Here is a 13,278-nt window from a genome sequence, read left to right on the forward strand (position 1 = left end):
CTTTTTAGCTGTCCTTCGACTTCGCTCAGGATGACAGCTAAAAAGGATGCCGTTTCCATCGTTAAAGCAAACCTAAAAACAAGCATAATCAGTCTATAAAACCATCTAAACGACGATTTATAAACCTTGAAGCAATACCTATATAAAATTTCAGCTATCTAAATTTTCTTCCCGAAAACTCCCGCAGTTAAAAAGCTTTACCAGCATGGTTTACTTTAGGAGTTATGGTAATATGGATATCGGCAAATTGTAGAAAGCAATGTAAACATGGCGCAATTATTTGCAAGCTTTATAAACGACAACTTTGTTTTATTAGCGCCTGTTCGTTTAAATACGGTTGTTTTTCTTTAACAAATGAAAACTTAGTATCTGATTTCCTTAATAAAATGAATGTCACGGCTAAGGCATTTATGACTTCAACCTTCTACAATAGAAAGAAAGGAATAAGAGCGGCTTTTGTAAATTATAGAACAACAGTTGCAGATATTGATTTCGCTAAAACCTAAATGCTTCAAATTTTGACAGAACTTTAACTTAAAAATTCTGTTTTAAGCGCAGAGGTTTTATCTTTGTAACCATGAACGCAGGTATTTTCAAATACATTTTAATCTGCTGTTTTGCTTTAACATTATTTTTTAAGGCAAGCGGTGCATTATCTGTTTTCAAAAAATCAGTTAGCCAAATCGAGTATTCTGAATCAGATAAAGAATCAACAGAAAAGGAAGAAAAACAAGTTGAAGCTGAATACTTGTACGATCATTTGGTTTCTTATCACGATTTGAAATCGCCTGTTTTGATTCCAACAAAGGTTTTACTGCCTTTAAATTTCTTTATACCTGCATATTTTCCTGAGGTTTTAACACCTCCTCCTTCATCATTGGTTTAATTTCTTAATTAAACTGTTACGGGTTAAATACCGTAGTCTATTCTTTTAAATTTAATAATTCTATCATAATATGAAACGAGCAATTTCATTATCATTTGCGGTATTTTTAATATCTGCATCTTTAAAAATTAGTGCACAAGAAGTTGCACAAACAAATATTAAGCCCATTAATAATTCAGTTTCTGTGGTTACACAGTTACAACCAGTAAGTTTTAATTACGATAAGCAATGGGCGGATAAGCTGAAAATCTCAGACAAATCGCAATTTGGTTTCGTAACAGCTGATGTGCAGAAAGTATTGCCAGCTTTGGTTACCAAAACCGCTAAGGATTATTCGTCTGGTAAAAATTCTTTCCGTTCGGCTACTGTATCAAAAGTTGATTATGAAAGCCTTATTCCACTTTTAGTGGGGAGTATTAAAGAGCAGCAAGAACAAATTGAACAATTAAAGAAAGAGATTAATGTGTTAAAATCTCGAAATACAAGATAGTTTTTTAGTTTAATAGGTTGGTTTGGCCAGGATATTAATATTCTGGCCTTTTTTGTTTTTAATGAATCCTGTTTACCTTGCAAAAAATACCATACACGGATTTAAGTAAAACAAATGGCTTAAGTTTATCCAACATTTATTTATGAGAAATATATTAATTGCCTTTTTTATAGTAATCGGTTTTACAAAGAAAACAATTGCTCAAGAAATTATTACACCTGCAATTCCAAAACCTGAAAGAGAATTTCGGGCGGCATGGGTAGCATCGGTTGCTAATATCAACTGGCCTAGTAAACCAGGTTTATCTACGCAGCAACAGCAAGATGAGGCCATCGCTTTGCTGGATATGTTGAAGAAAAATAACTTCAATGCGGTAATATTTCAGGTTAGGCCGCAAGCCGATGCTTTATACAAGAGTAATATTGAGCCTTGGTCTTACTTTTTAACTGGAAAGCAGGGGCAGGCTCCTAAACCTTATTACGATCCGCTAGAATTTTGGATAGAAGCTGCTCATGACAGGGGATTAGAACTACATGTTTGGCTAAATCCATATCGTGCTCATCATATTTCTGGAGGTCAGCCATCTAAGTTTTCGGTTGTTAAAAAACACCCAGAACTGGTGTATAAATTAAAACAGGGCTATTGGTGGCTTGATCCTTCAAAAAAAGGAACACAAGATTTATCGGCTGCCGTAGTTAAAGATATAGTGAAACGTTATGATATTGATGGTGTTCATTTTGATGATTACTTTTATCCTTATGCTGAATATAATGGTGGAGAAGATTTCCCCGATTCGGCAAGTTATGCTGAGTATCAAAAAACTGGAGGCCGATTAGAACGTGGAGATTGGCGAAGAGAACAGGTTAATGTATTTATTCAAAGAATTTATAAAACGATAAAAGAAGAAAAAAAACAAGTAAAATTTGGCATAAGTCCTTTTGGAATTTGGCGTCCAGGCTTCCCTGAATCTATTAAAGGATTCGACCAATACGATAAACTTTATGCGGATGCGAAACTTTGGCTAAATGAGGGTTGGATCGATTATTTTATGCCTCAGTTATATTGGCAAGTAAACAACATTCCTCAAAGTTTTCCTGTGCTGCTAGGTTGGTGGCAATCAGAGAACACTAAACAAAGGCATCTTTGGCCTGGAATGAACAGCGGAATTGGTGGCGGAGATAAAAATAGCGATGAAATTATTAATCAAATTATGATTACCAGAGGTATCCTGCCAAAATCGCCAGGTGCAGCGCATTGGAGCATTGCTGCTTTATTAACCCACGAAAGTTTACGAAATGATTTACTTAAAGGCCCATATAAAAATGAAGCTTTGGTGCCTGAATCGCCTTGGCTGGATAATGAAAAACCGATTGCACCTAAAGTTTCCATAGAAGATCGAACGACGGATATTTATATTAAGTGGAACCCTGCTTATGAAAAGGATGATTTTAAATATATTGTTTATACCAACTACGGTGGTAAATGGAGTTACGTTATTCTGAATTATAAAAGCAGATTTTTACAGGTTCCAAAATCCATATTTGCCGATGCAGCAAAATTGGTTTCTCAGAAGTTACAGGGAATAGCCGTTACTGCAATCGACAGAACTGGGAATGAAAGTGTTGTTCGAATTGAGCAAGTGTTTTAAGGATTGAAAATCCTTAGTTTTTAAGTCGGGATTGCAAATCCCGACTAGCATAAAGTTTGTCGAGATTTGCAATCTCGTCTATTATATTTTGGATTTCTAATCCACCCATGATTTTACAAATAAACAACTTCAATTATCTCTAATCCACCACTATAGTTTATCGCCGAGCTATAGTTATAATGTTCTGGTTCCGAAACAATAACTGATTCCACAGGATTAAAAATCCTTAGTTTTTAAGTCGGGATTTCAAATCCCCAACTAACATGTTGCGACTAGCCTATAAAGTTGGTCGAGATTTGCAATCTCGACCGTTATTTCTGTGGATTTATAATCCACCCAAGATTAAGCTTTATCTAATAAATAACTTTTAAATATTTCAAAATCAGCATTTAATTTATCTGCATGTTGCAGTTTGCTCTCTAAAGCAGTAACCTGTTCTGGTATTTCAATTTTTGCTGCAATATCTTGAGGGAAGATATCTGGGAATTTGCAAGCATGAGCGGTAGATAAGAATACAGCAGCACTTTCATCAGCAGGATTTTCTTTTCTGAATTTTTCAATGGCTAAATAAGCAATTGCGGTGTGCGGACAAGCAACATAATTAAATTTAGCATCGATTTCTTTAATGCCTTCAAGGGTTTCTTCATCATTGAAACGATAAGAAGTAACAACCTTTTTCAAAGCATCAACATTATTGTTAAACAAATCCATAATGCGAATCCAATTACTTGGTGCACCAACATCCATCGCGTTAGAATAGGTTTGAGTTGATGGTTTGGTTTCATAAACGCCAGTTTCTAAAAAGCGTGGAACCGTATCGTTTACGTTTGTTGCAGCGATAAATTGTTTTACTGGTAAGCCTAATTTATAAGCCAATAAACCAGCGCCGATGTTGCCAAAATTTCCACTTGGAACAGAAAAGATTACATCATTTAAGCCTTGTTTTTTCAGCTGTGCATAAGTGTTGAAGTAATAAAAAGTTTGCGGAATTAATCTCGAAATATTAATCGAATTTGCAGAAGTCAAACGAAATTTTGCATTCAGTTCATCATCAGCGAATGCTTGTTTAACCAGGGCCTGGCAATCATCAAAAGTTCCTTTTACCTCAATGGCTCTAATATTCTGTCCGTTTGTGGTTAATTGCAGCTCTTGTATCGGACTCACTTTTCCCTCTGGATAAAGAATAGTTACACGAGTATTTGGTACACCTAAAAAACCCAGAGCTACAGCGCCACCTGTATCGCCAGAGGTGGCAACCAAAACATCCAATAATTGTTCTCCATCCTTTAAAAAATAAGCCATTACACGACTCATGAACCGTGCTCCGAAATCCTTAAAAGCCAGTGATGGGCCATGGAAAAGTTCCAGTACAAAAGTTTTATCATCAAGTTTTACGGCTGGTGCTTCGAAGTTAATCGCATCATCAATCAAAGCCTTTAAATCGTCAGCAGGAATTTCATCTTTCAACAAAGTTGATGCGATTTTGCAAGCGATTTCTGGTAAAGAATATTGTTCAATATTTTGGATAAAATCTGCATCCAATTGCGGAATTTCTACAGGCATATATAAGCCTTTATCCTGCGGCATGCTATTAAAAACGGCTTCTTTAAAAGAAACACGTAAATCTTTATTGTTGGTTGAGTATAGTTTCATGTTTTAAGTTGTAGGTTCTAAGTTTTACGTGAAGCTTTGCACAAGCTGACTTATCACGTAAAACTTATTACTTAAATTACCCTCGGTCCCTCGGCGTTAACCGAAGAAACGTAAGCTTTGCTGTTAATATTAAGTTTATGTAAGTGTTGCTGTTGGGCTTTGGTTATTTTTTTTGCGGTTTCCTCGTCTTTGGTTAAGGCGAAAACTGATGGGCCCGAACCTGAAATTCCGAAACCAATTGCACCATTTTCCATAGCTAGATTTCTCATTTCTTCGAAGCCTGGAATCAGGATCGAACGTGTTGGTTCTACCAAAACATCTTTCATGCTGCGGCCGATTAAATCAAAATCATTCATGAATAACCCGCTAACTAAGCCTGCAACATTTCCCCATTGGGTTACTGCATCCTTTAAAAATACCTTGCTACGAATCATCTGGCGGGCATCTTTTGTAGGTACATCAACTTGTGGATAAACAATTGCGGCATACATTCCAGCAGGTGTTGGTAATGAAATTACATCCAATGGTTCGTAACTTCTAACTAAAACAAAACCACCCATTATTGCAGGTGCAACGTTATCTGCATGACCATAACCGCAAGCAAGTTCTTCGCCTTTCATCGCAAAAGGAACCAGCTCCTTAGGGGTTAATAAATCACCCATCAGTTTGTTAATGGCAAATAAACCAGCAACCGTACTTGCGGAGCTCGAGCCTAAACCACTTCCAATAGGCATCTTCTTATGTAATTCGATTTCAACACCAACATCCAATCGGTTAATGTGTTGCAAGTAATGTTGAACGCTGGCGCTTACTGTATTTTTTGCAGCATCTAAAGGTAATTTTCCATCATCGCCAGTAATCCTTTTTATGATCACACCAGGCGTATCGGTTAAGCGCATTTCAACTTCATCGCCAGGCTCATTAACAGCGAAACCCAGTACATCGAAACCGCAAACTACGTTGGCAACAGTTGCAGGAGCGAAAACTCTAACACTCTGTCCCCCTAAAATTGGAGTTGTATTTCCATTGTTCATGTCTAATGTTTCAGCAGGGCTTATATTGTTATTTGACATTTTCTATTTATTTTTTTACTGCCTAAGGATTAAATCCAAGGCTATTGGCTTTTTAGTTTCTTTCTCTTTCCATCACGCCTTTAGTTCCCCCTTTAGGGGGCTAGGGGGTTTATGGGTTCTGCCCAACATTTATAATATCTGCAAAAACACCTGCGGCCGTAACTTCTGCACCAGCACCAGGGCCTTTTACCACTAGCGGACGAGATTTGTACCTGTCTGTGGTAAACGAGATAATATTATCACTTCCCGAAAGCATATAGAAAGGATGGCTATCATCAACCATTTGCAAGCTGATTTCTACGTTGCCATCTTCCAGTTTCCCGATGTAACGTAAGACTTTACCATCGTTTGCAGCTTTGTTTTTCAGATCTTCGAAGAAAGCCGAGTTCGCCTGTAATTCGTTATAAAAATCTTCAACAGATGTTGCGTTTAAGCAAGCCTCAGGTAAAATATTGTCAATTTTCACATCAGCAGCTTCTAAAGGATAGCCTGCATCGCGAGCCAGAATTAACATTTTACGCATGAAATCTTTTCCATTTAAATCGTCGCGTGGGTCTGGTTCGGTATAGCCCAATTCCTGTGCTTCTTTTACGGTTTCGTAAAAACCAGCTTCTCCTTTAAAGTTATTGAAGATGTAAGAAATCGTTCCAGATAAAATCGCTTCGATGCGGGCAACTTTATCCCCACTCACCATCAACTCTTTTAAAGTGCGGATAATCGGTAAACCTGCACCAACATTAGTTTCATAATAAAAATCTACGCCGAATTTACGGGCGGTATCTTTAAAAGATTTGTATTGAGCAAAATCGGCAGAATTACCTTTTTTATTACAAGTAACCACCGAAATGCTACTTTCAAAAACACCCTGATAAAATTCAATTGGCGTTTCTGCTGCGGTATTATCCACAAAAACACAGTTTGGCAAATTCATGGCTTTCATTTTAGCTACAAAAGTGGCCAAATCTGCCTGCGTTCCATTGCTGCTTAATTCAGTTTCCCAATTTTCCAGCGACAAACCTTCTGCATTGAAAATCATTTTTCTGGTGTTACAAATTCCCGCAACCTTAACCTGTAAATCATTATTGGCCGCCAAGAACGGCATTTGCTCTTTCAATTGATTGAACAAAGTTTTGCCAATATTTCCTGTTCCTAAGCAAAAAATATTCAGTGTACGTTTTAAGTCGGTAAAGAATGCATCATGCACCGCATTTACTGCTTTTGATAAATCATCTTTACTGATAATTACCGAAATGTTATATTCTGAAGAACCTTGTGCAATCGCCCTAACGTTAATACCATTACGACCCAAAGCATTAAACAAACGACCACTCATACCTGGTGTGCGTTTCATATTTTCGCCAACAATAGCTAAAACAGCCAGGTTGTTTTCAACCTCTGGAAGTTCCAGTTTTTTAGCATCTAATTCCAGTTCAAATTCTTTTTTGATTAAGCTGATTGCCTGGCTGGCATCTGTCGGTTTAACTGCGAAAGTTATACTGTGTTCTGAAGATGACTGCGTAATCAAAACTACATTAATTTGCTCACGAGAAAGCAAAGAAAACAATCGGCCGCTAAAACCAGCCTTACCAACCATACCGCTTCCAGTTAGGTTGATGATACTAATGTGGTCGATCGATGAGATGCCTTTAATGGGTAAACTCGAAGACTTTACATCGCTTTTAATATAAGTTCCTCCGAAATCAGGCTCGAAAGTATTTTTAATTACAATTGGAATTTTTTTCATGAACGCAGGAATCATCGTTGGCGGATAAATCACTTTCGCTCCAAAATAACTCAATTCCATTGCTTCTGTATAGCTCAATTCTGGTAAAGAAAATGCTTTTTTAACAATGCGGGGGTCGGCAGTCATCATGCCGTTTACGTCTGTCCAGATTTCGATTTCCTCGACATTTAAGGCAGCGCCCCAAACCGCCGCGGTATAATCAGAACCTCCGCGACCTAGCGTAGTAACTCTACCCGCTGCGTTGCTGGCAATAAAACCAGTAACGAAAAGCACTTTATCTTCGTTGGCCTGGTAAAAGTCGTTAATTAAGATCTCTGTTAATTCGGTATCAACCTTTGCCTGGCCGAAGTTGCTGTCGGTTTTAATTAATTCAGCACCGTTCACATACATTGCATTGCCAAAACTTTGAGCTGCAATATGTGCAATCATAAAACTCGAGCAGCGTTCACCGTAGCTTAAAATCTGGTCTTTCGTTTGCAAACTCAACTCACGTAAATTGGTTACTGCCTGCAATAAATCTTCTAACTCATTAAAAAAGATTTTTAAGCGGGTAAATACTGGGTTTTGAGCTGCCGCTGGTAAAAGCGAGCGGATAACAGCAAAATGTTTAGCCTCAATTTCTTTTAAATGTACGTCGTAATCCTCGCCACGCTCGGCCATTTCAGCCATATCGGTAAGCAAATTAGTTACGCCACTCATTGCCGATAATACAACTATCGGATTGTTCTTCTGTTTTTCTTCACCAACCAGGCGTAAGAGGGTTTTAATGTTCTCGGCCGAACCTACGGATGTGCCGCCGAATTTTAATACTTTCATTTTTTTTAGTTTAAATGAACCTTGCGGGTTTGTTAATTAATTTTGGTTTATGCAGTTTTCAATGGTTTTGGGTAAAAAAAAAGCGCCCCGATTTGTGTCGGGACGCTTTCTGTTTTTATATTTTTTCAATTTACAACAAATTAGCCTCCCTGATTTTCTCCGGTGGTAATAATAATCGTTGTAATAATTGATGTGTTAAAATTCATATCGTCTTTGTGTACTTTGTACACCGTAAAGTAGGAGATTATTTTTTTAAAATGCAAATGTTTTTTAAATTTTCTTTAAAATTTTTTAATAAAACGTTTAAGTGGATTGAATAATGATATTTTTTGAACTGAAAACTAAAACAGATAAACTGTCATTGTGGACGGGGCAACGTGGAAATCTTGCTTCAAAATTTAATTATTAGAAAAGGTGCTTCAGTAATTCTTCAGTTACAGCAGTCCTGCCATTTGCTACAATCTTTTTGTGGATGCAATTGCGTTCCTATTATCGTAATTGCGAGGAGTCAAGAAGTTGCTCTTTATTTAAGTCAGCAAAACAAAAAGTGTTTTTGCTACTGTCAGGTTTGGTTAAATTAGGTTTGAATTACTATTTGAGTTTATTGCCGCCCTAGTGGGTTTAGGGATTTTGACGTCGGTCGTCATTGCGAGGTTATGAAGCAATCTTAATGCGTTCAGTGTTCAAACCCAAAAGTGTAAAATTGCTTTTATTTGTCTTTTTTCATATTCAATCCAGTTGGTTTCAACCAACAGATAATAGATACATAATATAAATTACCTTATCCCAATATAAATCTCTACTTCCGATTCGTTTCCATTTTGAGATTTTTCACCATACACCTCAAAATCGGCGTTGTATGTACGATATAAAGCAATATTATTTGCCCAAATCTCTTTCCAGGTTTCTACAACCGCATTCGGCATTTCTCCCTTTGCAACATATCTTAAAAGCCTTTCATTATTAATTTCTCTCCCAACCAATCCATCAGGAATATTGTCTAATGAATTTACCCTTTGCCCAATAATCGTGGTGTATTTTCCAGTATAATCACTTTCGTAATCGGTATAAACGGCGTAAACTTCTTCGCTTTCCTTATTTGGTATTTTATTGAAAATTTGTTCATTATAAAACCTTCCCCAAAGTTGCCCTAAATCAGTTGCCGCCTGGCTATTTTGGTTTTTGGTTTCAACCGAAATGCCAATAATTTTGAAGTTTTCCATTAGTTTAGATTTTAAACGAAGATATTGCTTGTAACAGAGATTATGAGTTAATGTTTTCCACAAAATGACTTCTAAACAAGGTGTTTAGTAAGCTTATTGGGTTGTTTGTAGATCGAATACGAATTTTAAATTACTTTAACTTTCTATATGTTCAAATCCTTAAAACAGAATTTTTAAAAGCTAAAGTTTCACCTATCCTTATATAATTTTGAAATTATTTAAAAATTGACTTATCCTACTAAAAACGTAGATTTTATCTGATGTATAGCTACGAAAATATGACGATTTGAGGTGCTTTTCCTGTTTAAAAATACTTGGCTTTTTGCTACCTTTGCAGCAAATTTATTATTCATACCCGCATGAGCTTAAATATCCATTACAAGGAAGATTTTCAAAATCGTCATATTGCACCAAATGAGGCAGATACTGCTGAAATGTTGCAGACTGTTGGCGTAAATTCTATTGATGAGCTAATTGAACAAACTGTTCCGACGGCGATTAGGTTAAAACAACCTCTAAATTTGCCTGCAGCGAAATCAGAAACTGAATATCTTGGTGCTTTAAAACAAACTTCGTTGTTAAATAAAGTTTTCAAAAGCTTTATCGGTCAGGGTTATTACGATACGATTACGCCAGGTGTAATTTTGCGTAACGTTTTCGAAAATCCAGGATGGTACACGCAATACACGCCATACCAGGCGGAGATTGCTCAAGGTCGTTTACAGGCATTGTTGAATTTCCAAACGATGGTTATTGATTTAACTGGAATGGAAATTGCCAATGCATCTCTTTTAGATGAAGGTACGGCTGCAGCTGAGGCGATGTTTATGCAATACAGCACGCGTAAAAATCAAGCTGCGAAAAAGTACTTTGTTTCGGAATTAGTTTTTCCTCAAACGATAGATATTTTAAAAACCCGTGCTAATCCTTACGGTATCGAATTGGTTATTGGAAGTCATTTAGATTTCGTTGCTACGGAAGATTTCTTCGGTGCGATTGTTCAATATCCTGCAGGTAATGGTGAGGTTTTCGATTATAAAAACTTTGCTTCTGAATTACATAATCAAAATATTAAATTAACAGTTGCGGCTGATATTTTAAGCTTAACCTTATTAACGCCTCCAGGCGAATGGGGAGCGGATATTGTTGTAGGAACAACTCAACGCTTCGGTATTCCGATGGGTTTTGGTGGTCCACATGCTGCGTTCTTTGCAACTAAAGACGAATATAAGCGTTCAATCCCAGGTCGTATTATTGGTGTAACCATCGATAGCCATGGCGATTACGCTTTACGTATGGCTTTGCAAACCCGCGAGCAGCATATCCGTAGAGATAAAGCAACTTCAAACATTTGTACTGCACAAGCATTGTTGGCTATTATGGCTGGTTTCTACGCGGCTTATCACGGTCCGAAAGGTTTAAAAGCTATTGCAGAACGCACACATGGTTTGGCGGTAAGTTTAGTCTCAACACTTAAAGGTTTAGGTTACGAGCAATTAAATTCAGCTTATTTTGATACGATTCGTTTCGATTTAGGCGATTTAAAAGGTGGCATTCATTCAGGTTGTTTAGATAACGAAATCAACTTAAACTATGTTGGTAATGTTGCTACTATTTCAATCGATGAAACTACCACTTTTGAAGACATTGCTTTAATCGCTAAAATCTTCGCTAAAGTAAAAGCAGTAGCCGCTGATCAGGTAGAAGTTGTTGAAAATGTTGAAACCGTAATTCCATCAGCTTTACAGCGTACTTCTGAATATTTAACACACCCAATTTTTAACTCGCACCATTCGGAGCATGAAATGTTGCGTTACATTAAATCTTTAGAGGCGAAAGATTTATCGCTTTGCCACTCGATGATTGCTTTGGGAAGTTGTACAATGAAATTGAACGCAACTGCAGAAATGATTCCAGTAACCTGGTCTCACTTTGGTCGCGTACACCCGTTTGCGCCAGCTGATCAAGTATTAGGTTATTATTCGGTTTTCAACGAACTGGATAAATGGTTAAGTGAAATTACTGGTTTCGCTGCCATGAGTTTACAGCCAAACGCTGGTGCTCAAGGCGAGTACGCTGGTTTGATGGTTATTCGTGCTTACCACCAAGATAGAGGTGATTTCCACCGTAACGTAGCTTTAATTCCTGCATCTGCTCACGGTACAAATCCTGCTTCTGCAGCAATGGCTGATATGAAAATCGTTGTTGTAAAATCGTTGGAAAACGGTAACATCGATGTGGAAGATTTAAAAGCAAAAGCAGAATTACATAAAGACAATCTATCTTGTTTGATGGTAACTTATCCATCAACTCACGGTGTATTCGAAGAAAGCATAATCGAAATTTGTGAAACGATTCACGCTAACGGTGGACAAGTTTATATGGATGGTGCAAATATGAATGCCCAGGTTGGTTTAACAAGTCCAGCTAATATTGGTGCAGATGTTTGCCACTTAAACTTGCACAAAACTTTCTGTATTCCTCACGGTGGTGGTGGTCCAGGTATGGGTCCAATCGGTGTTGCAAAACACTTGGTTCCTTATCTTCCCGGTCACGCTGTGGTAGATATCGATAAAGGAAAATCAATTTCTGCAGTTTCATCTGCACCATGGGGTTCAGCTTCAATCTTGATTATTTCACATGCTTACATCGCTATGATGGGTGCAGAGGGATTAACCAACGCTACAAAATATGCGATTTTAAACGCAAATTATATGAAAACTCGTTTAGAGCAACACTATCCAGTGCTTTATTCAGGTGCTCAGGGTCGTTGTGCACACGAGATGATTTTAGATTGCCGCTCTTTCAAAGCTTTCGGAATTGAAGTTACTGATATTGCAAAACGTTTAATGGATTATGGTTTCCATGCACCAACGGTTTCTTTCCCTGTTGCAGGTACTTTAATGGTTGAGCCAACAGAATCTGAGCCTAAACATGAGTTAGATCGTTTCTGTGATGCACTAATCGCTATTAAAAAGGAAATAGATCAGGTTGAAAATTTAACTTTTGATAAGGTTGATAATCCATTGAAAAATGCACCTCATACCGTTTCAGTAATTACAGCTAACGAATGGGAACATGCTTACAGCCGTCAAACTGCTGCTTTCCCGCTTCCTTATGTGTTGGAACGCAAGTTTTGGCCATCGGTTGGTCGTGTAAACGATAGCCACGGCGATAGATCGTTAATTTGTGCTTGTCCACCAGTGGAGAGTTATTTAGAAGAAATAGTTCCTTAAGGATTAGAGTTTAGGGTTTAAGGTTTTTCCTTTCCAAAGCGAACTCCGTCATTGTTTGCCTGCTGTAAGCAGGCGAGACGGATCATAGCCTTGGTTTGTGTCCTCACAAGCCAGTCATCTGCAAGTTTTATGAATCATTTTCATACGACTTGCAGATTTTTTTTGAAATCGAATGTCCAATAAAATGATTCTATTCCGATTGGTATCCGTTTTGCAATAATTATAGCATAAACCCCCGCCTTGGTTTGTGTCCTCACAAACCAATCATCTGCGAGTTTTTTTGGTCGTCATTTCGAGCAAAGCCAAGAAATCTTTATAATGAAAAACTTAGGTTCAAAGATTTCTCCATTTCATTGCGTTTCAGTCGAAAAGACGATTTTGATTTTTTGGCTGCGGCCTTGGTTTGTGTCCACACGAACCAATCATCTGCGAGTTTTTTTTTGTTGCCATTTCGAGCGAAGCCGAGAAATCTTTATAATGAAAAACTTAGGTTCAAAGATTTCTCCATT

At 37.5% G+C, this 13,278-nt stretch carries 8 protein-coding genes; 4 read left to right on the plus strand and 4 right to left on the minus strand.

What is annotated here, in order from left to right; all coding sequences use genetic code 11:
- Window positions 1–577 precede the first annotated feature (577 nt).
- The 3 genes from ABD692_RS20185 (at window position 578) to ABD692_RS20195 (ending at window position 3,024) form a co-directional block, all read left to right on the plus strand.
- Complete coding sequence (locus ABD692_RS20185; RefSeq protein ID WP_344769875.1) at window positions 578–886, plus strand: hypothetical protein; 309 nt, start codon at window positions 578–580, stop codon at window positions 884–886.
- Window positions 887–956: 70 nt separating this feature from the next.
- Window positions 957–1,376, plus strand: a complete 420-nt coding sequence (locus ABD692_RS20190; RefSeq protein ID WP_316762665.1) for a tail fiber domain-containing protein — start codon at window positions 957–959, stop codon at window positions 1,374–1,376.
- A 142-nt stretch (window positions 1,377–1,518) separates the two neighbouring features.
- Window positions 1,519–3,024, plus strand: a complete 1,506-nt coding sequence (locus tag ABD692_RS20195; RefSeq protein WP_344769877.1) for a glycoside hydrolase family 10-like protein — start codon at window positions 1,519–1,521, stop codon at window positions 3,022–3,024.
- Window positions 3,025–3,366: 342 nt separating this feature from the next.
- Here ABD692_RS20195 and thrC read toward each other — a convergent pair whose 3' ends face one another.
- From thrC to ABD692_RS20215, 4 genes are all read right to left on the minus strand, one after another.
- Window positions 3,367–4,677 (minus strand): threonine synthase, encoded by a 1,311-nt coding sequence (gene thrC / locus ABD692_RS20200; protein WP_344769879.1) that lies wholly within the window; start codon window positions 4,675–4,677, stop codon window positions 3,367–3,369.
- Between the two features lie 71 nt (window positions 4,678–4,748).
- The gene (locus ABD692_RS20205; protein ID WP_316763143.1) at window positions 4,749–5,711 is read right to left on the minus strand and encodes a homoserine kinase; all 963 of its coding nucleotides are present in this window, start codon (window positions 5,709–5,711) and stop codon (window positions 4,749–4,751) included.
- Window positions 5,712–5,859: 148 nt separating this feature from the next.
- Window positions 5,860–8,310 (minus strand): bifunctional aspartate kinase/homoserine dehydrogenase I, encoded by a 2,451-nt coding sequence (gene thrA / locus ABD692_RS20210; protein WP_344769881.1) that lies wholly within the window; start codon window positions 8,308–8,310, stop codon window positions 5,860–5,862.
- 776 nt (window positions 8,311–9,086) lie between these two features.
- A complete protein-coding gene (locus ABD692_RS20215; protein ID WP_344769883.1) occupies window positions 9,087–9,533 on the minus strand; it encodes a GyrI-like domain-containing protein in 447 nt (148 codons plus the stop codon).
- Window positions 9,534–9,892: 359 nt separating this feature from the next.
- On the opposite strand from ABD692_RS20215, the gene gcvP reads away from it, so the two are divergent.
- The gene (gene gcvP / locus ABD692_RS20220; RefSeq protein ID WP_344769885.1) at window positions 9,893–12,769 is read left to right on the plus strand and encodes an aminomethyl-transferring glycine dehydrogenase; all 2,877 of its coding nucleotides are present in this window, start codon (window positions 9,893–9,895) and stop codon (window positions 12,767–12,769) included.
- The last annotated feature ends 509 nt before the right edge of the window (window positions 12,770–13,278 follow it).

This window comes from Pedobacter ginsengiterrae (assembly GCF_039537385.1).
Taxonomy (GTDB): Bacteria; Bacteroidota; Bacteroidia; order Sphingobacteriales; family Sphingobacteriaceae; genus Pedobacter; species Pedobacter ginsengiterrae.

Coding starts and splice junctions, on each gene's coding strand:
- ABD692_RS20185 (WP_344769875.1), top strand. CDS start 578: ATGAACGCAGGTATTTTCAAATACATTTTAATCTGCTGTTTTGCTTTA.
- ABD692_RS20190 (WP_316762665.1), top strand. CDS start 957: ATGAAACGAGCAATTTCATTATCATTTGCGGTATTTTTAATATCTGCA.
- ABD692_RS20195 (WP_344769877.1), top strand. CDS start 1,519: ATGAGAAATATATTAATTGCCTTTTTTATAGTAATCGGTTTTACAAAG.
- thrC (WP_344769879.1), bottom strand. CDS start 4,677: ATGAAACTATACTCAACCAACAATAAAGATTTACGTGTTTCTTTTAAA.
- ABD692_RS20205 (WP_316763143.1), bottom strand. CDS start 5,711: ATGAACAATGGAAATACAACTCCAATTTTAGGGGGACAGAGTGTTAGA.
- thrA (WP_344769881.1), bottom strand. CDS start 8,310: ATGAAAGTATTAAAATTCGGCGGCACATCCGTAGGTTCGGCCGAGAAC.
- ABD692_RS20215 (WP_344769883.1), bottom strand. CDS start 9,533: ATGGAAAACTTCAAAATTATTGGCATTTCGGTTGAAACCAAAAACCAA.
- gcvP (WP_344769885.1), top strand. CDS start 9,893: ATGAGCTTAAATATCCATTACAAGGAAGATTTTCAAAATCGTCATATT.